Source organism: Rugamonas brunnea, assembly GCF_014042345.1.
In the GTDB taxonomy this organism is placed as follows: Bacteria; Pseudomonadota; Gammaproteobacteria; order Burkholderiales; family Burkholderiaceae_D; genus Rugamonas; species Rugamonas brunnea.
Genome location: NZ_JACEZT010000001.1, coordinates 589,829 through 616,411, shown reverse-complemented (window position 1 = coordinate 616,411; position 26,583 = coordinate 589,829). Strand labels below are relative to the sequence as shown.

Sequence of the window (26,583 nt, the reverse complement as noted above, 5' to 3'; positions counted from 1 at the left end):
CAGTGCATTTTAAGCCATCATGTCGTTTCGACCACGTTTTTCGTGCGGGCGCGGCAGGTGCTTTTGCGCGCCAAACCTTGTATAATGACTGACGCACCAAATGCAGGGTGGTGCGATTTCAGTTTGGTACAGGAAGATTTAACAGGGCGCTAGCCCTTGTTATGTGGTTTTTAGATAACAGATATTTGATTTATCAATTATCTTGATGTCTCGCGATACGGCATAATTTGCCCTCTCCTCTATTCTTCACTGAAAAATAGACAGAAGCCCGTTGATCAGGTAGCGGGCTTTTTTTATTCCGCAGCTTCATCGTCAACTTTTATACAACATTGCACAGCCAGGCGGACCGCATGCGGTGAGCGCCGGCCAATGGCATTGGGGTATGGGCCCATGGGTCTCGCATAGAGAGAAATTTAATGACAAAAACGCCGAAAACTTTAACGTTGTCCGTCAAGGCTTCCCGTACCAGCTCCGCGCCGCTGGTGGTGCCGAAGACGACTTTATCTTATGTCATCGAGAATGCGCAAGAGGCAGCGGGCAAAGTAACGGTTGTGAAGAAAAAGAGTTCGCGCCTGGCCGCCGTGGCCGCCGCTGAAGCGGCTGCCGTCGTCGAGACCGGCGCGGAAGCGGGTGCAGAAGCAGGCATGGCTGCGGAAGCGCCGGCCAAGGCGCCCACCGTCAAGGTGGCCCGCAAGGCTGGCGCCGCCTCGGCCGCCGTGTCGCTGGCCGCGCCAGCCGGCCCCAAGCCAGCCGCCGCGCCCAAGTCCAAGCTGGTCAAGGCCAAGGCCGAACCGGCGCCCGTGGTGATCGTGACGGCCGGCCCGGCCGTGAGCCAGGTGACGGACGCGGCCACGCTGGCCTCGATCGACACCTCCGGCTACCTGCTGCCGAGCGTGAAGGTGCCAGGCCGCCGTGGCCGCAAGCCGAGCGAATTCACGCCGGAAAACGATGAAGTGGCGGCACTGAACGCCGTCGAGCGCGCCGAACTGAAGGCCGTCTCCAAGGCCCGCGAGCGCAAGGCCAAGGGCGGCGCCGACCTGCTGGGCATGGACCCGAAAGCGTCGGCCGAAGACCTGGAACGCCGTCGCCAGCAGATCAAGAACCTGATCAACATGGGCAAGGAGCGCGGCTTCCTGACCTATGCCGAGATCAACGACCAGCTGCCCGAGAACATCATCGATCCAGAAGCGATCGAAGGCATCATCGCCACCTTCAACGACATGGGCATCGCCATCTACGAGCGCGCGCCCGACGCGGAGTCGTTGCTGCTGACCGACAGCGTGGCCACCGTGACCAGCGACGACGAAGTGGAGGCGGCTGCCGCCACGGCATTGTCGACGGTCGATTCCGATTTCGGCCGCACCACCGACCCGGTGCGCATGTACATGCGTGAAATGGGCGCCGTGGCGCTGCTGACGCGCGAAGGCGAGATCGAAATCGCCAAGCGCATCGAAGGCGGCTTGAAGGACATGATCCAGGCCATCTCCGCTTGCCCGACCACGATCGCCGAGATCGTGGCGCTGGCCAAGAAGATCGAAGCGGACGAGATGAAGGTCGATGAAGTGGTGGACGGTTTCGTCGACCCCAACGAAGCGGCCAACGCGCCGGCCGTCAGCACGGCCGCCGCGTCGGACGAGGACGAGGACGAGGAAGTCGAGGAAGAGGACGAGGAAGACGGCGACGCCAACGGCGGCGCGGCCGGCTTCTCGACCGAACAGCTGGTGCAGCTGAAGAAGGCGGCGCTGGAGAAGTTCGCCGTCATCTCGGCCCAGTACGACAAGATGCGCAAGGCCAGCGGCGGCTACGGCTCCAAGGCTTACGTGGCGGCGCAGGAAGCCATCTCCAATGAACTGCTGGGCATCCGCTTCACGGCCAAGGTGGTCGAGAAGCTGTGCGACACGCTGCGCGGCCAGATGGAGGAAGTGCGCCACATCGAGCGCGCCGTGCTGGAACTGTGCGTGAACAAGTGCGGCATGCCGCGCGCCCACTTCATCAAGGTCTTCCCCGGCAACGAGTGCGACCTGGACTGGGTGGACCTGGAAGTCGATTGCGCCTATCCGTACAGCGCCGTGCTGGGCCGCAACGTGCCGGCCGTGAAAGAGCTGCAGAAGAAGATGATCGACCTGCAGGCGCGCGTGGCGCTGCCGCTGGCCGACCTGCGCAAGATCAACAAGCAGATGGCCGCCGGCGAAAAGCGCGCGCGCCAGGCCAAACGTGAAATGACGGTGGCCAACCTGCGTCTGGTGATCTCGATCGCCAAGAAGTACATCAACCGCGGCCTGCAGTTCCTCGACCTTATCCAGGAAGGCAACATCGGCCTGCTGAAGGCGGTGGACAAGTTCGAATACCGTCGCGGCTACAAGTTCTCGACCTACGCCACGTGGTGGATTCGTCAGGCCATCACGCGCTCGATCGCCGACATGGCGCGCACCATCCGTGTGCCGGTGCACATGATTGAGACCATCAACAAGATGAACCGCATCTCGCGCCAGATCATGCAGGAAACGGGCAGCGAGCCGGATCTGGCGACGTTGGCCGTCAAGATGGAAATGCCGGAAAACAAAGTGCGCGAAATCATGAAGATCGCCAAAGAGCCGATCTCGATGGAAACGCCGATGGGCGAGGATGGCGATTCGCAGCTGGGCGACTTCATCGAAGACAACACCACGCTGGCGCCGCTGGATGCCGCGCTGCACGCCTCGATGCGCAACGTGATCAAGGAAGTGCTGGACTCACTGACCCCGCGCGAGGCGAAGGTGCTGCGCATGCGCTACGGCGTGGAAATGTCGAACGACCACACGCTGGAAGAAGTGGGCAAGCAGTTCGACGTGACCCGCGAGCGTATCCGCCAGATCGAAGCGAAGGCCATGAGCAAGCTGCGCCAGCCATCCCGTTCGGACAAGCTGAAGACCTTCCTGACCACGCACTAAGCCTGGCCAGCACCCGCCTAAAACCGGGGTCAGGTCATGAATCCGCGCAACTTGCGCAGATTCATGACCTGACCCCGGTTTTTTTTGCGAATACGATGATGGCGGCCAGCGACAGCAAGGCCGCCGCACCAAACGTCCAGGCCGGATTCACGGCCCACAACGCGCCCGCCAGCAGCGAGGCCGGCAGGTACAGCGCGCCCGTCACAAAGCTGTAGATGCCGATGGCCGAGGCGCGCCGCTCCGGTTCCAGGTCGGCCACGTAGGCTTTGCTCTGGGCTTCGTCGATCGCGTAGAACAGGCCATAGACGCCGAATGCGGCCACCATCTGCCACTTGTCATGGCTTAGCGCCAGCCAGACGTTGAGCAGGCCATGCAGCAGGTAGCCGAGCATGATCACGTGCCGCCGGCCGATGCGGTCGCCCAGCCGCCCCATCGATGGCGCGGCCAGCACGCAGGTGACGTTGAAGAACGCATACAGCAGCACGATCTCCGTCACCCCGAAGCCCACCTCGTGCGCCTTGAGCAGCAGGAACCCCAGGCTGTAGTAGGCCAGGGCGAACAGCCCGGCTGGCAGCAGGAAGCGCTTGAAGCCGGGGCTGAGCGCATGCCAGTTCTGCCACACGCTTTCGCGCGCGTGCGGCGCGGTGGTCCGTTCGTCCACGGTGGCCAGCACGAGCACGCTGACCACGGCCGGCACCACGGCCACCCAGAACAACAATCGGTAGGCGTGCGCCGATTCGCCCAGCCACGTCAGCAGCGCCCACGCCACCAGCGGGCCCACCACGGCGCCCGATTTGTCCAGCGCCTTGTGCACGCCGAATGCGTAGCCGCGCCGACCGGACGGCGCGATGGCGGCCAGCCAGGCGTCGCGCGGCGGCCCACGGAAACTTTTGCCCAGCCGTTCGATCACGCGGAACAGGGCCAGGCCGGTGATGGCGGTGCTGACCAGCAGGATGGTCTTGGCCAGCGTGGAAAAGCCGTAGCCGGCCACCACCAGCGCCTTGCGGCGGCCGCCCCGGTCGGACAGCCAGCCGGACAGGTAGTTGAGCGAGGCGGAGGAGAAGTCGGCCAGCCCTTCGATCAGTCCCAGCAGGGAACTGGAGGCGCCGGCCACGGTGGTGAAGAAGATGGCGAACACGGAGAAGATCATCTCCGAACTGAGGTCGGTCAGGAAACTGACCAGGCCCAGCTTGAGGATGTCGGGATCCAGGCTGCGCCAGCCGCTGGCCGGCGCGTTATCGGACGCCGGTGTTGGTGCCGATGCCGATGCCGATGCTGGTGTTGGTGTTGGTGTTGGTGCTGGTGCTGGTGCTGATGCCGGCGGCGTCGCGGCGGGGCCGCGATCATCCGCCGGGTTTGCCGCGCCGTGTTCAGGGCGCTCCGGCATCGCTGGCGGCGTGCGGTTTGAGGGCGGCCGTCAGCCGTCCTTCGAGCGCGCGCATGTCGAACGCGCTGCCGGTGCGGGTGCCGTCCGCGAAATACACGGTCGGGGTGCCGATCACGTGCAGCTTCTTGCCCAGCGCCAGGACCTGCTCGTGCGGTGCCGTGCAGCCGGCCGGGGCGGCGGGGGCGACCTTGCTGTCTTCTATCCATGCGCGCCAGGCCTGGGCACGGTCCGGCGCGCACCAGATGTTGCGCGACTTGACGGCCGAATCGTCCGACAGGATGTCGAGCAGGAAGGTGTAGATGGTGACGTTGTCGATGTTCTTGAGCGTCTGGTGCAGCTTGCGGCAGTACGGGCAGTTCGGATCTTCGAACACGGCCATCACGCGCTTGCCGTCGCCGCGTACGGTCTTGATGGCGGCTTCCAGCGGCAGGTCGCCGAAGCGGATGGTGGCCAGCTGGTCGGCGCGGGCGCGCGTCAGGTCCTGGTAGGTGGTGGTGTCGACCACTTTGCCGACGAACAGATACTTGGCGTTTTCGTCCGTGTAGAACACGTCGCCATTGGTGCGCACTTCATACAGGCCGCCGTAGGGCGTCTTGCTGACGCCATCGACCTTGATGTTGATGCCCATGCGTGGTTCGATCAGGGCGTGGATGCGCGCTTCCGTCGGCGTCTCGGCGGCGGCCTGGGACAGCGCCGGCAGGGCGGTGGCCGAGAGCAGTGCGAAGGCCAGCGCTAACTTGTGCTTCATGTTCTTTCCTTGATGTGTGGTCATTCGATGCCGCTGGCGCGCGCGCGCAGGCGCTCGCCCTCGGTCGGGAACAGTTCGGCGCGCAATGCGTCGAGCTTGCGGCGGCGCGCTTCGCCGGGACTGGCGGCGTCGCCCTGCAACTGGCTGACGGCCGTGCGGTAGCGCGCATAGCGCAGGCGCCACTGGCGTTCTTCGGCGGCCGCCGCTTCGTAGGAGCGGGTGGCGTCGCGCGCCAGTTCGGCCAGTTCGGCGTCGCGCGCGGCTTGTTCGGTAGCGCCGTGCAGCCGTTGCTGGCGTAGCGTGTTGGAATCCGCTTCGGCATCCGCAGCGCCGGAGCCGGGACGGCCGCCATGGCTGGAGGCGTCTGCGCCGGCGCGTGGATCGGCGTCGCGCACGCGCAGTTCGGCCACGGCGTCGGCCAGCACGTCATCGTCGTCACCGAACCAGGCGCGCTGCAGGGCTGGCGTAAAACTCTGCTGGCGCAGCCGCGCGCGTTGCGCCTGCCAGATGGCCAGCCGTTCCGTCTGCTGCGCGTCGGGTACGGCGCCCGGCGCCAACGCGAGCTGCTGGCGCGCCAGCAAGTCGTCGTGGGCCCGGATGTAGGCCACATACGGCGTCAGCAGCGCTTCGGCCTGGGCGGCGGCGCCGGCGGGCAAGCGCTGCTGCAGGTAGGCGCGCAATTGCGCGGCGCGGGCCGCCAGGTCGGCGCCGTCGCTGCGGATCAGGAAGTAGTCGAAGCTGGCGCGCAGCTGGCGGTTGACCACCAGTTGGCCGTTGCTGCTGATGGTGAAACCGTCGGGCGGCGGGTCGTCCATCCCGATGTCGAGCGCCGCGTTGCGGGGCGCGCCGCTCAGCGTGCCGGGGCCGATGGCGCCGTTCCACGCGGCGGGTGCCGGGCGCGCGCTGGCGTCGCCGGGCGCGTCGGCCGGGGTGCCGGCCTGCCAGTACCAGATCAGGCCGGCGCTGGCCAGCGCGGCGGCCACATAGCCGCCCTGGCGGAGATAGGAGGTCAGGTGCATGGATCGTTCGCCGCAGGGGAGGGCGCGGGCTTCAGATTTTCTTGTCGACGGCCGGCGGGCCCGGTTCGGCGCCTGGCACGGCCTTGGCGCCGGCCTGCACCGGCGCGGCGTAGCGGGTCAGCACCTGCCAGCCATTGTCGCCCTGTTTCCAGGTGTCGATCACGAACACTTGCTGGGGCAGGGGTGAGGTCTTGGGCACGTCCAGTTTCCACAGGAAGCTGACCACCATCAGCTGGCCATATTCATGCACGGCCATCTGCTCGATGCGCGAGTCGAACGGCGCGCCGGCCTGCGCCTGCTTGAGCCATTCGGCGCGCGCCGTCGGGCGGCCGGGAGCGGCAGAGGTGCGCAGTTCGAAGTTGTCGGCCACCAGCCGGTTCAGGGCGTCCGTGTCGTGCTGGCGCACGGCTTGCAGCCAGTCTTCTTCCAGCTCGGAGAATTGTTTCACCGTCAGCGTCACGGTGGGGACGATGCGCTTTTGCGCTTCGGCGGCCAGCGCGGGCGGCGTGGCCAGGGACAGCAGAGTCAGCAACGTCGGCAAGGTCAGCAGGTACTTGGGCATACTTGTTCCGGTAAGAATGGCCGCCGCACCGGACGCGCGGCGGCCTGACTTCATGCTACACCATCGGGCTTAGGGATACTGCATGGTGCATGCTTGCGACGGCAGCAGCGTCCAGTTCTGCTGGATCAGGTACTTCAGGCCGCCCAGCGTGACGTTGTACTTGGCGCCATTGGAGGCCAGCGAGGTGGTGCCGAAGGTCCACGCGCACTTGTCGCCATTCTCCATGCCGCTTTGCAGCGAGTACCAGGCGTTGCCGTCCGGATCGGTGACGGCTTCTTCCAGTTCATGCGCGAAGATGCTGGCCATGGCGTCGGCGCCCGGCGTGTTGTTCGGGCTCGGCGTGTTGGCGCCGCAGGCCGACGGGCACTGGGTTTCGGGGTTGCCCACGAAGGCGTACTTGATGTTCTGGCCGCTCACGGTGGTGTTGGTGTGCCAGCCGCAGTACTGGGTGCAGAAGCCCGAAGTGGCGGTGGTGGCGCTGTCGGTCATCACGAAGTAGACGGCGTTGCTGTCGAGCGGCAGGGCGCCGGACGAGATGGCGTTGGTCACGATGGTCTGGATGTTGGCGTCCGTCAGCTGGGTGCCCAGGGTGCCGCTGTTGGTGATGCTGCCGGCCAGCTTGACGCTGTTGCTCACGTGGGTGTTGCTGCCGTTGTAGTAGGTGGTGTTGATGTTGAAGTAGGGCGAGCCGCCGATCGATTGCGCCAGCGTGGTCAGCACACTCTTGGAAGCGGGGCCGTTACCGGTGTCCCAGTTGCTGCCGTACCAGATGTAATACACATTGTTGGTCGGCGCCACCATCACGGGGCCGCCCTGGTAGGTCAGGTTGGAGGTGCGGCGCGCCTTGAGCGTGGCCGCTTTCTCCGGATGGCTCATGGAGTCCAGGTCCAGTTCGCCCCAGCCCTTGCCGGTTGGTTTGAAGATGGAGTCCTTGGACTCCTTGATCACGCCGGCATGGGCGGCGGTGGCGCATGCCAGGCTGGCAGCGAGCAAAGTAAGCTTGAGGCGCAAAGTCATGTTGATTTCTCCGTGGGGGTGTGGAACATCAAAGTTGTCCTGCTAGCGGACAATCTGCTCTTACTCCGCTGTCTACATGCTGCCATGCGTCAACAAGCGTGAGTATATTTTAACGCTCTCGACTATCGGCGAGCGCGAAAAAATGCTGCGGCAGCGCATCGTCTCTTGTCATCAAGAGCACGAGCATTGCTTATGGGTTAAATGATTTGTGGCGGCGCAAAAAGCGGCTACGCGGGGGAACGTTGGGGGCGACTGACGGGATGGAAGACGTGGGGATGACGGAGGCTGCCAAAAGCGGTACTCAAGGTGCTCAACAACATGTGTTTCTCCCGATGAGATTGTGCGGCACTGCGGTTGCGCTTGTGGCGCGAGCAGATTTCATTGTTATGGTGTTGCTTTGCTGCGATATTGTGAGTTCATTTTACTGAAATATTTTTCATTTGCTATTGTTTTCGTGGCTCTGTTGGAAAATTAAGACAGTTGAAGAAGGCAAGCGGGCCAAGGCTGGCGCGGCTGCGCGCAGCGGTGAGGGGGGGCTAAGGCAGTGTGGCGGCCAGTTGCTGCTTGCGCGCCCGTTTGCTGGCGTACATGCGTTGATCGGCCACTTCCAGCAACTGTTCCAGCTGCCCGGCGTCGTCCGGGTAGACGGCGGCGCCGATGCTGGCGCCGAGCGGCATTTGCCGCCCCTCGAATTCAAACTCGCCCTGGATGGACGCGTACAGCGCCTGCTTCTTTTGCTCAACGCTGGCGGTGTTGCTGACATTCGACAGGATCACGCAGAACTCGTCGCCGCCGACCCGCGCGGCCAGATCCATGTCGCGGATCTGGGCGTTGATGCGTTGCGCGACGGCCCGGATGGCGGCATCGCCGGCCCGATGGCCAAAGTGGTCGTTGATGGCTTTCAGGCCGTCCATATCGATGCACAGCACGCCGAACCGCCCTTGCCGACGCTCGGCTTGTGCCACGCTGTGGCGCAGCCGGTCGTAGTAGAGCGCACGGTTGGCGAGATTGGTGAGCGCGTCATGGGTGGCGCTGTGGTAGAGCGCGCTCGATTCGAGCTTGGCGGCATGGAACATGGCCGCGCCGATCAGCTCGGACATCAATTCGAGCACCGCCGTATGCTTGTCGTGAAATGCGTTGACCTCGGTCGAGATCACCTTGAGCGCGCCCACCGCGACATCGTCATGGACGAGCGGAATCACCGCCATCGAGCGCAGCCCCACCTTGCGGCACGCCGCCTGGTCCACGCGCGGGTCCGTTTCCGAGTCCGCGCACAGCAGGATGCGCCTGGAGCGCACGCACAGTCCCGACATACTGCCGGCGACTGGAATGCGTAAGCCCAGCTGCCCCGCAGCGCTGCCCGAGACGGCGCGGTAGACCATCTCCTCGCCGTCGGCGATTTCGATCACGGCGCCGGTGGCGTGGGTCAGCGCCTGGGCGCGTTCGCACACGAGCGCCATCACGCCGCCGAGGTCAAGGCCGCAGCGGGCAATTTCCGTATGGGTACGGATCACCTCAAGCAACGTGGCGGTATCGAGGCGAAGATACTGCGGCGGATGTTTCAAGGCATCAATTCTCACACAAAATCACATCATGTGAGTGTGACCCGAATAATGCAAAAAGGCAATTAATTAATGCGATCGCCGGAGCCCGCGCGCCGTTGTCGCCGGGCCGCCAAAGCGCCCGGTGGCGTGCTATTGCTTGTTCTTGGGCCGGCGCACTTTCGGCGCGCCGAACAGCGCTTCCACCATGGGATCGCGGCGGGCGATGGCGCGACTGGCGCGCACGGGATAGATCACGTCATCGACCAGGCGGTGGATGCGGGTGCCGTCGCGGTCTATCGTGATGTTCAGGGCTGATTCGCGCCCCTGGCTTGGTACATGCTCGTTCATCAGACGCACTTCCTCTTTCATGGCGCCCGGCGCTGCCTGCAGATCGGAGCGGTAGGCGAGCGGCCATGCTACGGCACGCGCGGCCCCGCGCGCAATACGCCTTCCGATGCGGGCGCCTAGTTCCTAAGGCCTAGCTGTGCTAGTTCCCATTGCCACCAGCGGACCCACTATTCACCGATAGCGGGCGCACGCGCCGCTGCCTACACTGCCCAGGTCGGTCAGCGCATTGTCGCGGCTTCAAAATTTCTTGACTCAGATCATTCAAGATTGCCCTGTTGAAGCAAGACAATGCTCGCTGGCCCGGGACCGCGCGCGCTGCGCGGCAACCCGCTGTACCGATGTATGCACACTCAGGAGAAAAACAGATGGATAGGGATAGCAGCAACAAGGCAGGCAAGGAACTGGACACCGACGTCGTCAACGCACGACGCGGCTTCCTCGGCAAGAGCGCAATGCTGGGCCTGGCTGGCGCCACGCTGGGTCTGGCCGGCTGCAAGGAAGAGGGCGGTGCCGCCAAGGGCAGCGCCTCCGCTTCGGCTGCGGCCGCAGCCAAGGGCGGCGGTGGCCACGAGATCGCACCGGGCCAGCTCGATGACTACTATGCCTTCACCAGCGCCGGCCACGGCGGCGAAGCGCGCATCATCGGTCTGCCTTCGGGTCGCACGCTGAAGCGCATCCCCGTGTTCAATATCGACTGCATGGTCGGCTGGGGTATCACCAACGAATCGAAGAAGATCATCGGCACCAAGGCCGACGGCTCGCTCGAATACAAGACCGGCGACACCCACCACGTGCACGGCAGCTACAAGGACGGCACCTATGACGGCCGCTTCCTGTGGGTCAACGACAAGATCCACTCGCGCCTGGCCCGTATCCGCATGGATACGATGGAATGCGACAAGATCACCAAGCTGCCGAACGTGATGGGCTTCCACGGCATCTTCCCGGACAAGTGCGACCCGGTCGATCCGAAGATCAACTACACCACCCGCGTGTTCTGCGGCGCCGAATTCCACATCCCGCTGCCCAACGATGGCCACGATGTGAACGATCCGGACAAATGGGGCTGCCTGTTCAGCTGCGTTGACGCCGACTCGATGGAAGTGAAGTGGCAGTGCCGCGTGGACGGCAACATGGACCTGGTGGCCACCTCGTATGACGGCAAGCTGGCCGCCTCCAACCAGTACAACACGGAAAACGCGCATGACCTGACCGGCATGATGTCGGCCGAGCGCGACGCCTGCGTGTTCTTCAACGTGGCCCGCATCGAAGCGCTGGTCAAGGCCGGCAAGTTCGTCACCATCGGCAGCTCGAAAGTGCCAGTGGTCGATGGCCGCAAAGCCGCCAACGGCGATCCGAAATCGGCTGTCACCTGCTACGTCCCGGTGGGCAAGAACCCGCACGGCGTGAACGCCAGCCCGGATGGCAAATACTTCGTGTGCTCGGGCAAGCTGTCGCCGACCGCCACCGTGATCGACCTGTCGCTGGTGCTCAAGTGGTTCGACGGTCAACTGAAGACCGAGCGCGACGCCGTGGTGGCCGAGCCCGAAATCGGCCTGGGCCCACTGCACACGGCCTTCGACGGCCGCGGCAACGCCTACACCTCGCTGTTCCTGGACAGCCAGTGCGTGAAGTGGAACGTGGACGCCGCCATCGCCCAGTTCAAGGGCGACAAGAACGCCAAGGTCATCGTCGAGAAGATGGACGTGCACTACCAGCCTGGCCACAACTACGCCTCGATGGGCGAGACCAAGGAAGCGGACGGCAAGTACCTGAACTCGGGTAACAAGTTCTCGAAAGACCGTTTCCTGCCGGTCGGCCCGCTGCATCCGGAAACGGAACAGCTGATCGACATCAGCGGCTCGACCATGAAGCTGGTGGCCGACCACACGGCGTACTCGGAACCGCACGACGGCATCATCGTGCGCCGCGACGTGGTCAAGACGCGCCAGATCTACAACATGGACGACTTCCCGCTGGCCGTGAAACCGGAGAACGCCGGCATCACCCGCCAGGGCAACAAGGTCACGGTGCGCATGATGTCGGTGGCGCCGAACTACAGCCTGCCGGAGATCAAGGTCAAGAAGGGCGACGAAGTGACGCTGATCCTGACCAACCACGACAAGGTGGAAGATCTGACCCACGGTTGCGCGATCCCGACCTACGACATCTGCTTCATCGTCAACCCGCAGGAGACCAAGTCGGTCACCTTCAAGGCTGACCATGCCGGTGCGTTCTGGATCTACTGCACCCACTTCTGCCACGCGCTGCACCTGGAAATGCGCAGCCGTCTGCTGGTGGAAGCGTAAGAAGCCGGGCATCCGATGACAATCTGTTTTCGTTTGCCCCGTGTCGTGCGGCACTGCCTGGTGCTGCTCGGCGCGTTGTTGACCGTGTTGTGCGCCATCCCGGCGCGCGCCACGGTCTACGACGCCGAGCTGCCCCCGGAAATGCTGCACGGCCCGGATTTGTGTGCCTACGCGCCGTGCACCGACGTGCTGCCGCAGGCCACGCGCTTTTCTCAGCGCAAAGGCGCGCCTGCCTATGTGGAAGCATGGGGCAAGGGCGCGGACCAGCATGAAAAACTGCTGGGGTATGTGTTCCTCTCGACCGACGTGGTCGATATTCCCGCTTATTCCGGCAAACCCGTCGTGACCCTGATCGGCATGGACCGCCAGGGCGTGATCACGGGCGTGCGAGTACTGAAACACTCCGAACCAATCCTGCTGGCCGGCATCCCCGAGTCGGCGCTGCTGAAATTCATAGCCCAGTACGTGGGCCGCAAAGGCGACGCCAAACTCGAAATCGGCCATGGCGACGCGGCCACCGGCGCCGTCGGGCTGGACGCCATCAGCGGCGCCACCGTCACCGCCATCGCGGAAAACCAGGTCATCTCCCGCAGCGCCTATGAAATCGGGCGCCAGGTCGGCATCTTCACCACGGCCGAGCGGCCGCCGGCGCACTTCACGGCGCTCAACGAGCGGCTCGACTGGGCCAAGCTGGCCGCCGAGGGCAGCGTCGGCCACCTGCTGGTGTCGGCCGCCGACGTCGGCGTGAGCGACAGCGGCGGTCCCTACATGGACCTGTATTTCGGCTACCTCAACGTGCCCACCATCGGCAACAGCATCCTGGGCGAGCACGGCTACCAGCGCCTGATGGAAGACCTCAAGCCCAACGAGCACGCGATCTTCCTGATCGCCAAGGGCCAGACCTCGTTCAAGGGTTCCGGCTTCGTGCGCGGCGGCATCTACGACCGCATCCAGGTGCGCCAGGACCCCGTCACCTTCACCTTCCGCGACACCGACTACCTGAACCTGTACCGGCTGGAACCGAAGGATGTGCCCGAGTTCAAGGAATCGGCCATCTTCATCATCCGTTCCAAGGACTTCAACCCGGCCTGGCCGTGGCAGCTGACCATGCTGGCCAACAAGCAGGACACCGAGCACGGCACCAAGACCTATGTCCACTTCGACCAGCAATACTGGCTGGCCGACCGCTACCTCGAAGGTGGCCGGCCGAAAGTGGTGCAGCCGGAAGCGGCCTGGAAAGCCCTGTGGCGCAACAACGCCCTGGTCGGCGCCGCCTTTGTGGTTGTGCTGGGCGCAGCCGCGTTCTGGTATGCGCGGCGCGACAAGCTGGTGCGCGCTTCGAACCGCAAGCGCAAACCGCTGATCAGCGGCCCGCGCACGGCGCTGTGGATCATCAGCGTCGGCTTCTTCGGCTTCTACCTGAAGGCGCAGCCCAGCATCACGCAGATCATGACGTGGTTCCATTCCATCCTGCACCAGTGGAAGTGGGAACTGTTCCTGTCCGACCCGTACATCTTCACGTTCTGGTGGTTCATCATCGGCACCGTGTTCATCTGGGGACGCGGCCTGTTCTGCGGCTGGCTGTGCCCGTTCGGCTCGCTGCAGCACCTGGCCCTGAAATTCGGCGCCATCATCGGCCTGAAGAAATACCAGCGCCTGCTGCCCAAGGCCTTGCACGACAAGCTCAAGTGGATCAAGTACGGCGTGTTCTTCGTGCTGCTGGGCGTGTCGTTCTATTCGATGGAAATGGCCGAGAAGTTGGCCGAGATCGAGCCGTTCAAGACCACCTTCCTGGTGGGCGTGTGGAACCGCACGTGGCCGTTCTGGATCTTCATCGGCGGCATCCTGGGCCTGTCCATGATCAGCGAGCGGCCGTACTGCAAGTACATCTGCCCGATGGGCGCCGGCCTGGCGATTCCGAGCAAGTTCCGCCTGTTTGGCCTCAAGCGCAAGGCCGAGTGCACCACCTGCCACGCTTGCGCGGCCGGCTGCGGTTCGCACGCGATCGACAAGAACGGCAAGATCGACCAGATGGAATGCCTGTTGTGCCTCGATTGCATGGTCATGTACTACGACGACCATGCCTGCCCACCGCTGGTCAAGGAGCGCAAGCGCCGCACCAACGCGGGCCAGGCGCTCACGCCGATCAACGACCAGGGCTATTTCATTTCCCTCGACAGTTTGCGCAGCACCCTGAAAGAGCGGCGTCCTGCCGCCGAACAGGAGTCGCTGTGACCACGCACAGACGGGGCGAGACGCGGCCGGTGTTAGCGCACCGGTTGCGGGTCTGGCTGTTGGCTTGCGCCAGCGGCCTCGCCATCCTGGGCACGGCGGCCGATGGGGCGGCCGCCGTGTTGCGGGTAAATCCGGGCCAGTCGATCGCGGCGGCCGTGGCGCGCGCCGCGCCCGGCGACACGGTGGAAGTGGCGCGCGGCGACTACCGCGAGCACCTGCGCATCGACAAGCCGCTCACGCTGCGCGGCCTGGACCAGCCCACCATCAGCGGCGGCTTCACCGGCGACGTGATCCGCGTGACGGCCACGGACGTCACCATCGCCGGCTTCAACGTGCGCGACAGCGGCCTCGACCTCGACGCCCAGAACGCCGGCATTTACGTGGTGCCCGGCGCCCACCGCGTCACCATCGCCGACTGCGCGCTGGTGTTCAACCTGTTCGGCATCTGGCTGGAGAACGCGGACAACGCCAAGGTGCTGCGCAACGTCATCACCGGGCGGCGCGACCAGATGTCGGTCAAGCGCGGCAACGGCATCCAGGTCTACAACACGCGCGGCGCGCAGATCGTCGACAACAATATCAGTTTCACCCGCGACGGCATCTACGTGGACGTGTCGCGTGACGCTCTGTTCCGGGGCAACAAGATCCACCACGTGCGCTATGGCACCCACTACATGAACACCAACCACAGCACGTGGGAAAACAACGAATCGTATCTGAACCGGGGCGGGCTGGCGCTGATGGAGGTGCGCGACCTCATCGTGCGCAACAACGTCGCCTGGGGTAATACCGACCACGGCATCATGCTGCGCACCATCCAGGATTCCGTCATCGAGAACAACGTGGTGGCCGGCAACGGACGCGGCTTTTTCATCTATGACGCGGAATTCAACGTGGTGCGCAACAACCTGGTGAGCCACAACCACACCGGCGTGCACCTGTCGGCCGGCTCCTCGAACAACGAAGTGGACGGCAACGACTTCATCGGCAACGAGGAGCAGGTCAAGTTCGTCGCCGCGCGCGACGTGGAGTGGGGCCGCAAGCAAGGCAATTACTGGAGCAACTACAGCGGCTGGGATCAGGATGGCGACGGCGTGGGCGACGTGCCCTACGAAGCCAACGACCTGGTGGACCGCCTGAACTGGCAGTACCCGCTGGTCAAGCTGGTGCTGTCCAGCCCCTCGGTGCAGACGCTGCGTTTCGTGGCGCGCCAGTTCCCGCTGCTGCGCGCGCCCAGCATCGTCGACCGCCATCCGCGCACCCGCCCCCTGAACCCCAACTGGAGACGCTGGAATGACATCCTCCCCCATTGAACTGGCGCAGGTCAGCAAGTCCTTCGGCGCCGTGCAGGCGCTGCGGGGCGTGTCGCTGACCGTGAACCAGGGCGAAATGTTCGGCCTGATCGGCCACAACGGCGCCGGCAAGAGCACGCTGTTCAAGCTCATGCTGGGCCTGCTGCCGGCCACCACCGGCACCGTGCGCGTGCAGGGCGTGGACACGGCCAGCCCCGAGTTCCGCCAGGTGCGCCGGCGCATCGGCTACCTGCCGGAAAGCTTCGTCACCTACGACAACCTGACCGGGCTGGAAGTGCTGCAACTGTTCGCCGACCTCAAACACGTGCCGCGCCGTTTCTGCGCCGGGGTGCTGGAGCAGGTGGGCATGAGCCTGGCCGCCGGCCGCCGCGTGCACACCTATTCCAAGGGCATGCGCCAGCGGCTCGGCTTCGCCCAGGCCCTGCTCGGTGATCCTGACCTGATTTTCCTCGACGAGCCCACCAACGGCCTGGACCCGGAAGGCATCGCCGACTTCTACCGCATCCTGCGCGAGGTGCGCGCGCGCGGCGCCACCATCGTCATCACCTCGCACATCCTGGCCGAGATCCAGGACCGGGTGGACCGGCTGGTGATCATGCATTCGGGCAAAGTGGCGGAGCAGGGCACGCTGGCCCAGCTGCGCTCGCGCATGGTGCTGCCGTCGCACATCGTGGCCACGCTGCGGCCCGGCACGGCGCCCCAGTTGCAGGCCGCGCTGGCGCCGCTGGAGGGCCCAGAGTTGCGCCTGGACGGCGCCCAAGCCACCATCGCCTGCCAGTCCGGCGAGAAGATGGCCGTGCTGGCCGCGCTGGCGGCGCTGGCGCTGGACGTCACCATCCACGAACCGACGCTGGAACAACTGTTCCTCGGCCACGGAGGCGCCCATGTCCACGCGCATTGAATGGTCCCAGGTGAAGGTGATCGCCAGCAAGGAGCTGCGCGACCGCCTGCGCAACCGCTGGGTGCTGGCCGTGGCCATCATCTTCGCCCTGTTCGCGCTGGCCATTGCTTATTTCGGCGCGGCCCAGCAAGGCGAGGTGGGCTTCCACGGCGTGGACGCCACGGTGGCCAGCCTGGTCAGCCTGGTGATCTACCTGGTGCCGCTGATCGCGCTGATCCTCGGCTACGACGCCATCGTGGGCGAGCGCGAGCGCGGTTCGCTGGAACTGCTGCAATCGATGCCGATCACGCGGGCCGAGATCCTGCTCGGCAAATACCTGGGCCTGGCCGGCGCGCTGGCCGGCGCCACCGTGGTCGGCTTCGGCGCCGGGCTGCTGCCGCTGTCGGCCGAGCTGACCGTGCGCGATGGCTACCACTACGCCGGCTTCGTGCTCAGCGCGGTGCTGATGGGCATGGCTTTCCTCAGCATTTCCGTGCTGCTGTCCGTGATCGCCAGCGACCGCGTGCGCGCCAGCGGCGCGGCCATCGGTCTGTGGTTCTTCTACGTGCTCATTTTCGACTTGCTGCTGATGGGCGGCCTCGTGATGAGCCAGGGCAAGCTGAGCAGTGCCCTGTTCGGCGCCATCCTCATGCTCAACCCGGCCGACGTGTTCCGCCTGCTGAATATTTTTAGCTCGGAACAGGTGCAGACCATGTACGGCCTGTCGACCGTGATGCCGGGCGCGCTCACCGATCCATTGGTGCTGCTGGCCATCATGCTGGCCTGGATCGCAGTGCCATTCCTTTTCGCAATACGGAGGTTCAAATGAAGTTCAACCCAATGGCGGCGCCCGCCGCCCGCCGCGCCCTGTTCGTGGGCGTGCTGCTGCTGGCGGCCTGCTCGCCCAACACGCCGAAAGTGGCGCCCCAGGAACCGGGCGCCGACACGGCCTGCGCGCTGGACGGCATGGTGCTGCGCGATTTCCCCGGCCCCAAGGCCCAGATTCAATACGCGGAAGGCAAGCCTGATTACTTCTGCGACCTGACGGAATTGTTCGCCGTGGTGCTCGGCCCCGAGCAGAAGCGGGCCGTGGGCGGCCTGTACGTGCAGGACATGAGCAAGGCCGACTGGGACCACCCCAGCGGCAACTGGATCGAAGCGCGCAGCGCTTATTACGTCGCGGGCAGCCGCAAGCAGGGCTCGATGGGCCCGACCTTCGGCGCCTTCGCCACCTTGCAGGGGGCGCAGGACTTCGCGGCCGCCCAGGGCGGCAAGGTGCTGCGCTTCGAGCAAGTCAGCCGTGACATGGTCAGCATGGGGGGCAGCGCCGCCCATGACGACGCCATGTCGCACTGAGAAAAGGGGGCGGCTATGGCCAGGGCTGCATCGGTCAGCGCCCCCGTGTTTTTTGTTCTTTTTTAATCGAGAGTCTATCCCCATGAAATTAGCTACTATCCTGTCCTCCCTGCTGCTGGCCGTGTGCGCCGCCGGCGCCGCCCAGGCCGCCCCCGACCTGGCCAAAGGCGAGAAGATCTACAAAGCCACCTGCCTCGCCTGCCACGGCGCCGGCGTGATGGGCGCACCGAAGTTCGGCGACAAGGCCGCCTGGAAACCACGTGTCGGCAAAGGCATCCCCGCCCTCTACAAGAGCGCGCTGGACGGCTTCAAGATGATGCCCCCACGCGGTGGCAACGCAGCACTGAAGGACGACGAGGTGAAATCGGCTGTCGACTTCATGACCACCAAGTCGAGCTGAGATTGAACCCGCCGCCGTGATGGCGGCGTGAGGACCCGGGACCGGCTCCGTCCGGTCCCTCACCGCAAGGAGGGCGCGCATGCAAGTTAGCACCAAAAAAAGCGCCGCAATGGCGGGCTGGCTGGCGACACTGATCGCGCTGGCGCTGTTGTCCGGCCTGTTGTCGGGTTGTGCCCGCGAATACCACACTTACAAGACGCAAGGCCACGTGTTCGGCACCGTGGTCGAGGTCAGCATTTACGGCGAGACGCCGCAGCGGGCCGACGCCCTCAGCGCCGCCGTGCTCAAGGAATTCGACCGTCTGCACCACAAGCTGCACGCCTGGCAGCCCAGCATGCTGACCGGTTTGAACGACGCCATCGCGGCCGGCCAGCCGTTCGAGGCGGACGCCGAACTGGTGGGCCTGCTGCAATCGGCGGCGGCCCTGTCGGCCAAGTCCGACTACCTGTTCAATCCCGCCATCGGCCACCTGATCCGGCTGTGGGGCTTCCAGAGCAGCGACATCCAGGACCAGGGCCCGGCGCCGGAAGAGATCCAACGGTGGGTGGCGGCCAATCCGCGCCTGTCGGACCTGCGCTACCAGGGCAACACCATCACCAGCACCAACCGCGCCGTGATGATCGACCTGGGCGGCTACGCCAAGGGTTACGCGCTGGACCGGGCCGCCCGCATCCTGCGCGACGCGGGCGTGAACGCGGCCCTGATCAACGTGGGCGGCAACATCCTGGCCATCGGCCAGCCCGGCAAGCGGCCATGGCAGGTCGGCATCCGCGACCCGCGCGGCGACGGCACGCTGGCCACGCTGTCATTGCGCGACAATGAGGCGATCGGCACCAGCGGCGATTATGAGCGCTACTTCATGAAGGATGGCAAGCGCCACCCGCACATCATCGACCCGCGCACCGGCCAGACCATCGACCTGGTGGCCTCCGTCACCATCATCGCCTCGGGCGGCAGCGATCCGGGCTTGCGGTCGGATGGCAATTCCAAGCCGCTGTTCATCACGGGACCGGCCGGCTGGGAAGCAATGGCCCAGCGCCTGGGCCTGAAGGAAGTGATGCTGGTCGATGCCCAGCACAACGTGGTGATGACGCCGGCCATGCGCGCCCGCATGGATGGCGGGCGGGCGCACTGACGCGCTTCAGGCCGGCGACGGCTGGGGCGCGCCGTGCTGGCGGGCGGCCACGCCGGGCAGCAGCAGGGTCATCATGCTGCCGCCCTGGCGGCGGGCCAGCACCATTTCCCCGCCCATGGCCGCCACCCGTTCCCTGATGGCGCGGATGCCGAAGGCGTCCAGCGTCGCCTGTTCGGCCTGCACGATGCCGGCGCTGTCGGCCTGCAGCACGATGGTCATGGCCTCCGCTTTCAGATTGAGCGACACAGTGACGGCGCCGGCCCGCGCGAAGCAGGCGATGCTGGTCAGGGCCGCCTGCACCAGCCGGAACAGGCCCGAGGTCTGGTCGCGCGGTAGCAGGGCGTTGGCGTGGTCGTCCAGCACCTGCAACTTGTAGCGCAGGCCGCTGCGCTGCGCCAGCTGGCCCAGCAGCCACTCGACGGCCGCGCACAGGCCCAGCTCCAGCGTGTTCGGATGCAGCTCGTTGATCACTTCGCGCACCGACTTGATGGTGGCGTCCAGCGTGGCCAGCACCTGGCCGGACTGGCGGTGCAGCGTCGCGTGGTGCGCCGCCGTGCGCGCGTGCAGGCGGGCGACGTCGAGCCGCATGGCCAGCAGGTTCTGGCCCAGCTCGTCGTGAATGTTCAGTGCGATGCGGCGCTGTTCGTCCTCGCGGATGCGGTCGTGGTGCAGCGTCATGGCGCGTAGCTGGTCCAGCGTGCGCTGCAGGGCCGCCTCGGTGCGCTTGCGGTCCGTGATGTCGAAGCACATGCCGATCAACAGTTGCGGCTGGCCGTCGGTGCCGAACACGGGATTCTTGAACGTCTGCATCTGGCGGTTCTCCGCGCGCGACGCGCACCACACGAATTCCTCATTGACGAGCAACCGGCCGCCGGCGAAGGCGGCGCGGTCATGGACGAGGAAGCCTTCCATCTGCTCGGCGGGGAAATGGCCGCTGCCGGTATTGCCCTCCAGCGCGGCGAACGGCACGCCGAACAAGTCCTCGCAGGCCGCGTTCATCATCACGATGCGGTGCTGTCCATCCTTGATGAACAGCGGCGCGGGCAGCATGGCGACGATCTCGCGCAATTGCAGCGCGGCGTGGGCATTGGCTTGCGCGGCCGACAAGTGGCCGGCCGCCTCGGCGCGCAGGCGCGCGTCGCCCGCATGCAGGCGCCATAGCAGCGCGGCGGCCGCCAACAGTGCCGCGCTGCCGGACAGGTAGCCGGCGACGGCCTGGGCAGTGTGGCCCCAAGTGGCCCCGCCCAGCCATCCGGCCAGCAGCAGGGTTGCGCCGTAGCCCACGGGGCGCAGGAAGAGGGTGGACCAATTGTTCATGGCGACAAACCTGGAAAGACGGACGCGATGCTCCGGGCTCGCCAGAGCGGGTCGGGGGGAGGGCGCGGTGGAATGTTGGCGTATTGTAATGAAATTTTGGTCGTTTTGTCTTTCTTTTTTTGTAATATTTTTGGCCCAAAAAAACGGAGACGTAAGCCAGGTTACGTCCCCGTTGCGGCTGGTCCGTCGGGCGTCAGCCGGTGTTGCGCAGGCCCGCCGCGACGCCGTTGATGGACAGGTGGATGCCGCGGTGCACGCGTTCATCGACCTTGCCCGGCTCCTTGCTGATGGCGCGGTGGCGCTTGATCAGCTCGACCTGCAAGTGGTTCAGCGGGTCCAGGTAGGCGAAGCGGTTCTGGATCGAGCGCGCCAGCAGCGGGTTGCCGGCCAGCCGCTCGGTGGCGCCGGTGATGCTTTGCAGGATGCGCAGCGTGTGGTCGTGCTCTTCCGTGATGCGCTTGAAGATGCGCTCGCGCAGCTCCTTGTCCTGCACCAGTTCCGCGTAGCGCGAGGCGATCGCCATGTCGGTCTTGGCCAGCACCATGTCCATGTTCGACAGCAGCGTGGCGAAGAACGGCCAGTGCTGGAACATGTCGCGCAGCTGGGCCACGCGCTGTTCCTGGTCGCCGTCGGCGATCCAGCCGCCGATGGCGCTGCCGAAGCCGTACCAGCCCGGCAGCAGCAAGCGGCACTGGCCCCACGAGAAGCCCCAGGGGATGGCGCGCAGGTCTTCGATGCGCTTGGTCGATTTGCGCGAGGCGGGACGGGAACCGAGGTTCAGTTCCGCGATCTCGGCGATCGGGGTGGCGGCGAAGAAGTAGTCCGTGAAGCCGGGCGTCTCATAGACCAGGTTGCGGTAGGCCTTGTAGGCGCGGTCGGAGATCTCGGCCATCACGGCTTCGAAACCGCGCAGGCGGGCCTGGTGCGCACTGTCTTCCGACTGCGGCATCAGGCTCGCTTCCAGCGTGGCGGCGACCAGCAGCTCCAGGTTGCGGCGGCCGATGTCCTTGTTGGAGAACTTGGAGGCGATGATCTCGCCCTGTTCCGTCAGGCGGATCTGGCCGTTGACGGTGCCGTGCGGCTGGGCCAGGATGGCTTCGTAGCTGGGGCCGCCGCCGCGGCCCACGGTGCCGCCGCGGCCGTGGAACAGGCGCAGCTTGACGCCGGCCTTTTCGAACACCGTCACCAGGTGGGTTTCGGCCTTGTACAGTTCCCAGTTCGAGGTCAGGAAGCCGCCGTCCTTGTTGGAGTCCGAATAGCCGAGCATGACTTCCTGGATCTCGCCCTGCTTGGCGATCAGCTGGCGCACCAGCGGCACCGCCATCACGGCTTCCATGATGCCGGCCGCGCGCTGCAGGTCGGGGATGGTTTCGAACAGCGGGATCACCATCAGGTCCAGCTCCGGCTCGGAAAGGCGCAGCAAGCCCATTTCCTTTTGCAGCAGCAGCACTTCCAGCAGGTCGGACACGGTTTCCGTGTGCGAGATGATGTAGTTGCGGATCGCGCGCGCGCCGTAGCGGGCGCGGATCTGGCGTGCCGCGCGCAGGATGGTGAGCTCCGATTCCGTCTCGGCCGAGTAGCTGATGTAGGGCGTGTACAGCAGGCGCGGCTGGCTCAGTTCACTGAGCAGCAGGTCGACCTTGGCTTCTTCATCGAGCGACGCGTAGTCGTGCAGCACGCCGGCCTGGGCGAACAGTTCCGTCAGCACGCGCTCGTGCACGTCCGAACTCTGGCGCATGTCCAGCGAGGCCAGGTGGAAGCCGAAGATGTCGGCCGCGCGTTTGAGCGTGGACAGGCGCGGCTTGACCAGCATGCCGCCATGGTTCGCTTCCAGCGAGTCGATCAGCACCTGCAGGTCGGCCGAGAATTCGGCGGCCGTGGCGTATGGTTCCGCGTGGCCCACTTCCTTGCGCAGGATGTTGGTGGCACCCAGCGCGCGGGCCGTGCTGGCCAGGCGCGCGTAGATGCCGATCAGGGCGCGGCGGTACGGTTCGTCGCTGCGGTGGGCCGAGGTGTCGGGCGAGCTGTCGGCCAGTTGCTGCAGTTCGGGGCTGCAAGCCACCATCAGCGTCGAGACGGACAGCTCGGCGCCGCAGGTGTGCGCTTCTTCCAGGTAGAAGTCGAGGATGGTGGTGGCGTGGCGCTCCAGCGCGTGCTGCATGGTGCCGGCGTTGACGTTGGGGTTGCCGTCGCGGTCGCCGCCGATCCAGCTGCCCATCTGCACGTAGGGCGCGTTGATGGCGCGTTCTTCCGAGGCCGGATAGTGCTGGGCGATGTCGGCTTCGATGTCGTCGTACAGGCCGGGCAGCTCGCGCAGGAAGGTGATGCGGTAGTAGGACAGGGCGTTCTCGATCTCGTCGGCCACCGTCAGCTTGGAGTAGCGCAGCATGCGGGTCTGCCACAGCGTGGCCACGCGCGCGCGCAGCAGGTGCACATTGGCGGCCCGTTCCTTGGGCGTGAGCGGCAGGTCGCGCTCGGCCAGCAGGCGGGCGATATCGTGCTCGGCGTCGAGGATGGACTTGCGCTGCACCTCGGTCGGGTGGGCCGTCAGCACGGGCGAAATCAGGGCGTCCTGGAAGAAGGTGGCCACCGTGTCCTGGGCCACGCCGGCGCTCTTCAGCTTATCCAGCGCGAAATTGACGCTGCCTTGCTGGGGCGCGGAGCCGGCCAGCAGGTGGGCGCGGCGGCGGCGGATGTGGTGCTGGTCTTCGGCGATGTTGGCCAGGTGCGAGAAGTAGGAGAACGCGCGCACCACGGAGATGGTCTGCTCGCGCGTGAGAATTTTGAGCATGCCGTCCAGTTCCTTGGCCGCGCCGGCGTCGGCCTCGCGGCGGAACCGCACGGCCGTCTGGCGGATGGTCTCGACCACGGCGAACACTTCCTCGCCTTCCTGTTCGAGCAGGACCTCGCCCAGCAGGCGGCCCAGCAGGCGGATGTCTTCCTTGAGCGGCGCGTCCTTGTCGGCTTGCGCGTCCACGCCCGGTTGTTCGTCTATTGCACTAGATTGTTTTGCCATTTGATGAGTCGCAAAATGTGATGTATGTCGGTGCAAAGGCTTGTGGCCCGGTTCTGCAAGAGGCGCGCATGATAAAATTTATGATCTTAAACATGCGCGAAATAACTGGCCACCGCCGGTTAGCGTCGGCTACAGCGAAAGAACTGGTTTTGAAAACTTCCGAATTGGTCCAACCTCTCCCGTCCAGATTGATCATCGCGTCGCGCGAAAGCCGTCTTGCCATGTGGCAAGCCGAGCACGTGCGGGCACGCTTAGCTGCATTATATCCGCAGTGCAGCATTGAGATTCTGGGAATGACCACCCGTGGCGACCAGATCCTGGACCGTGCGCTGTCCAAAGTGGGCGGCAAGGGCTTGTTCGTCAAGGAGCTGGAAGTGGCGATGGCCGAGGGCCGGGCCGACCTGGCCGTGCACTCGCTCAAGGACGTGCCGATGGAGCTGCCCGAGGGCTTCGCGCTGGCCGCCGTGCTGGAACGCGAAGACCCGCGCGACGCCTTCGTCTCCAACGATTACGCCTCGCTCGACGAACTGCCGGCCGGCGCCGTGGTGGGCACCAGCAGCCTGCGCCGCCAGTCGCTGATCGCGGCCCGCTATCCACACCTGGTGATCCAGCCGCTGCGCGGCAACCTCGATACCCGGCTCGGTAAGCTGGACCGAGGCGACTACGCGGCCATCATCCTGGCTGCCGCCGGCCTGAAACGTTTGGGCCTGCCGCAGCGCATCCGCGCCTTGCTGGAGCCGGAAACGAGCTTGCCGGCCGCCGGCCAGGGCGCGATGGCGATCGAGATCGCCGAACGCAACGATGGTCTCGACCTGCACGCGCTGCTGGCGCCGCTGAACCACGAGGCGACGGCGCAAGCCGTGGCGGCTGAGCGCAAGGTGTCCAAGGTATTCGGCGGCAGCTGCCAGATTCCGCTGGCCGCCTTCGCGACCGTGGACGCGGGCCAGATGCGCTTGCGCGCCATGGTGGCCACGCCGGACGGCAGCCGCATGGCCAGCGCCGAAGTGAGCGGCCTGGCCGCCACGCCGGAACAGCTGGGCGAGCAGGTGGCCGAGCTGCTGCGCGGCCAGGACGCGGAAGCCATCCTGGCCGTGTGCGCCACGGCGCCGGCCGACGACCAGCCGGCCGCCTGATACGGATGGCCGGCACGGTCGTCATCACGCGGCCCGCGGCGCAGGCCGGAGCGCTGGCGGCCCGCATCGCCGCCACCGGGCGCGATGTGGCGCTGCTGCCGCTGCTGGAGATCGCGCCGCTGGCCGATCCGGCGCCACTCAAAGCCGTGCTGGCCGGCCTGGCCGGCTACGCTATGGTGGCCTTCGTGTCACCCAACGCGATTGACGCGGCGTTCGCGCACCTCACCGGCTGGCCGGATGGCGTGACGCTGGCCGTGCTGGGCGAGGGTAGCCGCGCCGCGCTGGCCGCGCACGGCATCACGCCGGCCAACGCCACCATCGTCAGCCCGGCCGACACGGCCCACAGCGATTCCGAACACCTGCTGCAAACGCTGGACCTGGCGGCCCTGCGCGGGCGCCGTGTGCTGATCGTGCGCGGTGAGCAGGGCAGGGAGCTGATGGCCGACGGCTTGCGCGCAGCCGGCGCCGAGGTCACCGTGGTGGCCGCCTACCGGCGCACCGTGCCGGCCCTGACGCCGGCCCTGGCCGATCAGTTGCGCGGCCTGCTGGCCCGGCCCAACGACTGGATCATCACCAGTTCCGAGGCGCTGCGTGGCCTGGTGGGCTTGCTGGAGCAGCTGGGGCAGCACGATGGTGCTGGCGCCGACATCACAAAATATGTTGTAATGATGCAACAACAGCATTTGATTATCCCGCACGCCCGAATTGCCGAAACGGCAAACAATTTGGGCTTTACCCGACTGACGCTCACAGGATCAGGCGACGAACGACTGCTCGCCGCGTTACAATCACACCCATGAACGAATTGCCTACATTACCTGACCCTGTCACCGCTCCCGGCCCGGCCGCGGAGTCGTCCACGCCGCCCACGCCGCCGGCGCCGACCTGGATGGAAACCCTGTTGCAACCGCAAGTGCTGGGCTGCGCCGTGGTGGCGCTCGGCATCGTGGTGGCCGGCCAGACCTGGTCCACCCACGCCCAGGTGCGCAACCTGCGCGAGGAGATGGCGCGTCGCCTGCAGAAGAACGATGCCTCCAACGCCGAAACGGGCACGCTGGCCCGCACCGTGCAGGAGTCCAGCAAGGAGCTGCAGGCCAAGGTGGCGCTGCTCGAATCGAAGCAGGTGGAAGCCCAGAGCCAGCAACTGGCGCTGGAGCAGCTGTACCAGGACCTGTCGAAGAACCGCGACGAGTGGGCGCTGACCGAGATCGAACAAGTGCTGTCGACGGCCAGCCAGCAGCTGCAACTGGCCGGCAACGTGCCGGGTGCGCTGATCGCGCTGCAAAACGCCGACCGCAGCCTGTCGCGCTCCGACAAGCCGCAGTTCATCACCATCCGCCGCGCCATCGCCAAGGACATGGACAAGCTCAAGGCCCTGCCCAGCGTCGATTCCGTCGGCCTGGCGCTGCGCCTCGATAACGTGATCGCCCAGATCGACCTGCTGCCGATGCTGGCCGACGAGAAGCCGACCCTGCCCGCGCCGCCTGAGAAGAAGGTCGCCAAGGCCAAGCCTGGCGCCAAGGCCGCCGCGCCGGCCGAAGCGCCCAACCCGTGGCTGCTGAAACTGCAGGATGTGTGGACCAGCTGGAGCACCGACATGTGGACCGATGTGCGCCAGCTGATCCGCGTGCGCAGCGTGGAAACGCCGGACGCACTGATGCTGTCGCCGACCCAGGCTTACTTCCTGCGCGAGAACCTCAAGCTGCGCCTGCTCAACGCGCGCATGGCCCTGCTGTCGCGCAATGAAGGCGCGTTCCGCAGCGACTTGCAGGCGGCCCAGGATGCGCTGCTCAAGTACTTCGACACGCGTGCCAAGTCCACCCAGACCGTGCAGGCGCTGCTGCGCCAGGTCCAGGGCAGCAACCTCGCCATCGAGATGCCGACCCTGGCCGACAGCCTGAACGCGGTGCGCAACTACAAGGCGAAGCCATAAC

General features: G+C 65.6%; 21 protein-coding genes. 12 read left to right on the top strand and 9 right to left on the bottom strand.

All coding sequences use genetic code 11. The features are described 5' to 3' along the window. Window positions 1-416: 416 nt before the first annotated feature. Window positions 417-2,930, top strand: coding sequence for an RNA polymerase sigma factor RpoD (gene rpoD / locus H3H37_RS02755; RefSeq protein WP_182159941.1), 2,514 nt, complete (start codon window positions 417-419; stop codon window positions 2,928-2,930). 61 nt (window positions 2,931-2,991) lie between these two features. Here rpoD and H3H37_RS02750 read toward each other — a convergent pair whose 3' ends face one another. From H3H37_RS02750 to H3H37_RS02720, 7 genes are all read right to left on the bottom strand, one after another. Continuing rightward, window positions 2,992-4,317 carry an MFS transporter gene (locus H3H37_RS02750; RefSeq protein WP_182159938.1) on the bottom strand — a complete coding sequence of 442 codons (1,326 nt, stop codon included), beginning with the start codon at window positions 4,315-4,317 and terminating at the stop codon, window positions 2,992-2,994. Continuing rightward, window positions 4,301-5,065: a DsbC family protein gene (locus H3H37_RS02745; protein WP_182159935.1), complete on the bottom strand. Its 765-nt coding sequence runs from the start codon at window positions 5,063-5,065 to the stop codon at window positions 4,301-4,303. Before H3H37_RS02745 ends, H3H37_RS02750 begins: the two co-directional genes overlap by 17 nt. A 20-nt stretch (window positions 5,066-5,085) precedes the next feature. After that, complete coding sequence (locus H3H37_RS02740; protein WP_182159932.1) at window positions 5,086-6,084, bottom strand: lipase secretion chaperone; 999 nt, start codon at window positions 6,082-6,084, stop codon at window positions 5,086-5,088. Window positions 6,085-6,115: 31 nt separating this feature from the next. Continuing rightward, entirely contained in the window at window positions 6,116-6,646 is a 531-nt protein-coding gene (locus H3H37_RS02735) for a nuclear transport factor 2 family protein (protein WP_182159929.1), read from the bottom strand. A 69-nt stretch (window positions 6,647-6,715) separates the two neighbouring features. After that, the gene (locus H3H37_RS02730) at window positions 6,716-7,663 is read right to left on the bottom strand and encodes a hypothetical protein (RefSeq protein WP_182159926.1); all 948 of its coding nucleotides are present in this window, start codon (window positions 7,661-7,663) and stop codon (window positions 6,716-6,718) included. A 536-nt stretch (window positions 7,664-8,199) separates the two neighbouring features. After that, on the bottom strand, window positions 8,200-9,228 hold the full coding sequence (locus H3H37_RS02725) for a sensor domain-containing diguanylate cyclase (RefSeq protein WP_229218616.1): 1,029 nt from the start codon (window positions 9,226-9,228) through the stop codon (window positions 8,200-8,202). A 129-nt stretch (window positions 9,229-9,357) separates the two neighbouring features. Beyond that, window positions 9,358-9,555, bottom strand: coding sequence for a hypothetical protein (locus H3H37_RS02720; RefSeq protein ID WP_182159923.1), 198 nt, complete (start codon window positions 9,553-9,555; stop codon window positions 9,358-9,360). A 365-nt stretch (window positions 9,556-9,920) separates the two neighbouring features. Here H3H37_RS02720 and nosZ point away from each other — a divergent pair, with 365 nt between their 5' ends. From nosZ to H3H37_RS02680, 8 genes are all read left to right on the top strand, one after another. Next, window positions 9,921-11,864 carry a TAT-dependent nitrous-oxide reductase gene (gene nosZ / locus H3H37_RS02715; RefSeq protein ID WP_182159920.1) on the top strand — a complete coding sequence of 648 codons (1,944 nt, stop codon included), beginning with the start codon at window positions 9,921-9,923 and terminating at the stop codon, window positions 11,862-11,864. Between the two features lie 15 nt (window positions 11,865-11,879). Further along, the gene (locus tag H3H37_RS02710) at window positions 11,880-14,099 is read left to right on the top strand and encodes a 4Fe-4S binding protein (protein ID WP_182159917.1); all 2,220 of its coding nucleotides are present in this window, start codon (window positions 11,880-11,882) and stop codon (window positions 14,097-14,099) included. 44 nt (window positions 14,100-14,143) lie between these two features. Beyond that, window positions 14,144-15,412: a nitrous oxide reductase family maturation protein NosD gene (locus H3H37_RS02705; RefSeq protein WP_375539977.1), complete on the top strand. Its 1,269-nt coding sequence runs from the start codon at window positions 14,144-14,146 to the stop codon at window positions 15,410-15,412. Next, window positions 15,393-16,313, top strand: coding sequence for an ABC transporter ATP-binding protein (locus H3H37_RS02700; RefSeq protein ID WP_182159914.1), 921 nt, complete (start codon window positions 15,393-15,395; stop codon window positions 16,311-16,313). Before H3H37_RS02705 ends, H3H37_RS02700 begins: the two co-directional genes overlap by 20 nt. Then, window positions 16,297-17,121, top strand: coding sequence for an ABC transporter permease (locus tag H3H37_RS02695; protein ID WP_220456306.1), 825 nt, complete (start codon window positions 16,297-16,299; stop codon window positions 17,119-17,121). The genes H3H37_RS02700 and H3H37_RS02695 overlap by 17 nt, the downstream gene beginning before the upstream one ends. Then, window positions 17,118-17,648 (top strand): nitrous oxide reductase accessory protein NosL, encoded by a 531-nt coding sequence (locus tag H3H37_RS02690; protein ID WP_182159911.1) that lies wholly within the window; start codon window positions 17,118-17,120, stop codon window positions 17,646-17,648. The genes H3H37_RS02695 and H3H37_RS02690 overlap by 4 nt, the downstream gene beginning before the upstream one ends. Window positions 17,649-17,730: 82 nt before the next feature. Further along, entirely contained in the window at window positions 17,731-18,048 is a 318-nt protein-coding gene (locus tag H3H37_RS02685) for a c-type cytochrome (protein ID WP_229218615.1), read from the top strand. 79 nt (window positions 18,049-18,127) lie between these two features. Continuing rightward, on the top strand, window positions 18,128-19,183 hold the full coding sequence (locus tag H3H37_RS02680; protein ID WP_229218614.1) for an FAD:protein FMN transferase: 1,056 nt from the start codon (window positions 18,128-18,130) through the stop codon (window positions 19,181-19,183). Between the two features lie 6 nt (window positions 19,184-19,189). On the opposite strand, the gene H3H37_RS02675 is transcribed toward H3H37_RS02680, so the two are convergent. Further along, on the bottom strand, window positions 19,190-20,500 hold the full coding sequence (locus tag H3H37_RS02675) for a PAS domain-containing sensor histidine kinase (protein WP_182159905.1): 1,311 nt from the start codon (window positions 20,498-20,500) through the stop codon (window positions 19,190-19,192). A 193-nt stretch (window positions 20,501-20,693) separates the two neighbouring features. After that, window positions 20,694-23,516 (bottom strand): phosphoenolpyruvate carboxylase, encoded by a 2,823-nt coding sequence (gene ppc, locus H3H37_RS02670; RefSeq protein WP_182159902.1) that lies wholly within the window; start codon window positions 23,514-23,516, stop codon window positions 20,694-20,696. Between the two features lie 92 nt (window positions 23,517-23,608). On the opposite strand from ppc, the gene hemC reads away from it, so the two are divergent. From hemC to H3H37_RS02655, 3 genes are read left to right on the top strand one after another with little or no spacing between them, the layout of a single operon-like run. Continuing rightward, entirely contained in the window at window positions 23,609-24,649 is a 1,041-nt protein-coding gene (hemC, locus tag H3H37_RS02665) for a hydroxymethylbilane synthase (protein WP_229218613.1), read from the top strand. Between the two features lie 5 nt (window positions 24,650-24,654). Continuing rightward, window positions 24,655-25,449 (top strand): uroporphyrinogen-III synthase, encoded by a 795-nt coding sequence (locus H3H37_RS02660; protein WP_182159898.1) that lies wholly within the window; start codon window positions 24,655-24,657, stop codon window positions 25,447-25,449. After that, on the top strand, window positions 25,446-26,582 hold the full coding sequence (locus H3H37_RS02655; protein WP_182159895.1) for a uroporphyrinogen-III C-methyltransferase: 1,137 nt from the start codon (window positions 25,446-25,448) through the stop codon (window positions 26,580-26,582). Before H3H37_RS02660 ends, H3H37_RS02655 begins: the two co-directional genes overlap by 4 nt. The last annotated feature ends 1 nt before the right edge of the window (window position 26,583 follow it).

Excerpts from the sequence above, each read along its gene's own strand:
- rpoD (WP_182159941.1), top strand. The coding sequence starts at position 417 with ATGACAAAAACGCCGAAAACTTTAACGTTGTCCGTCAAGGCTTCCCGT.
- H3H37_RS02750 (WP_182159938.1), bottom strand. The coding sequence starts at position 4,317 with ATGCCGGAGCGCCCTGAACACGGCGCGGCAAACCCGGCGGATGATCGC.
- H3H37_RS02745 (WP_182159935.1), bottom strand. The coding sequence starts at position 5,065 with ATGAAGCACAAGTTAGCGCTGGCCTTCGCACTGCTCTCGGCCACCGCC.
- H3H37_RS02740 (WP_182159932.1), bottom strand. The coding sequence starts at position 6,084 with ATGCACCTGACCTCCTATCTCCGCCAGGGCGGCTATGTGGCCGCCGCG.
- H3H37_RS02735 (WP_182159929.1), bottom strand. The coding sequence starts at position 6,646 with ATGCCCAAGTACCTGCTGACCTTGCCGACGTTGCTGACTCTGCTGTCC.
- H3H37_RS02730 (WP_182159926.1), bottom strand. The coding sequence starts at position 7,663 with ATGACTTTGCGCCTCAAGCTTACTTTGCTCGCTGCCAGCCTGGCATGC.
- H3H37_RS02720 (WP_182159923.1), bottom strand. The coding sequence starts at position 9,555 with ATGAACGAGCATGTACCAAGCCAGGGGCGCGAATCAGCCCTGAACATC.
- nosZ (WP_182159920.1), top strand. The coding sequence starts at position 9,921 with ATGGATAGGGATAGCAGCAACAAGGCAGGCAAGGAACTGGACACCGAC.
- H3H37_RS02710 (WP_182159917.1), top strand. The coding sequence starts at position 11,880 with ATGACAATCTGTTTTCGTTTGCCCCGTGTCGTGCGGCACTGCCTGGTG.
- H3H37_RS02700 (WP_182159914.1), top strand. The coding sequence starts at position 15,393 with ATGACATCCTCCCCCATTGAACTGGCGCAGGTCAGCAAGTCCTTCGGC.
- H3H37_RS02695 (WP_220456306.1), top strand. The coding sequence starts at position 16,297 with ATGTCCACGCGCATTGAATGGTCCCAGGTGAAGGTGATCGCCAGCAAG.
- H3H37_RS02690 (WP_182159911.1), top strand. The coding sequence starts at position 17,118 with ATGAAGTTCAACCCAATGGCGGCGCCCGCCGCCCGCCGCGCCCTGTTC.
- H3H37_RS02685 (WP_229218615.1), top strand. The coding sequence starts at position 17,731 with ATGAAATTAGCTACTATCCTGTCCTCCCTGCTGCTGGCCGTGTGCGCC.
- H3H37_RS02680 (WP_229218614.1), top strand. The coding sequence starts at position 18,128 with ATGCAAGTTAGCACCAAAAAAAGCGCCGCAATGGCGGGCTGGCTGGCG.
- H3H37_RS02675 (WP_182159905.1), bottom strand. The coding sequence starts at position 20,500 with ATGAACAATTGGTCCACCCTCTTCCTGCGCCCCGTGGGCTACGGCGCA.
- ppc (WP_182159902.1), bottom strand. The coding sequence starts at position 23,516 with ATGGCAAAACAATCTAGTGCAATAGACGAACAACCGGGCGTGGACGCG.
- hemC (WP_229218613.1), top strand. The coding sequence starts at position 23,609 with ATGCGCGAAATAACTGGCCACCGCCGGTTAGCGTCGGCTACAGCGAAA.
- H3H37_RS02660 (WP_182159898.1), top strand. The coding sequence starts at position 24,655 with ATGGCCGGCACGGTCGTCATCACGCGGCCCGCGGCGCAGGCCGGAGCG.
- H3H37_RS02655 (WP_182159895.1), top strand. The coding sequence starts at position 25,446 with ATGAACGAATTGCCTACATTACCTGACCCTGTCACCGCTCCCGGCCCG.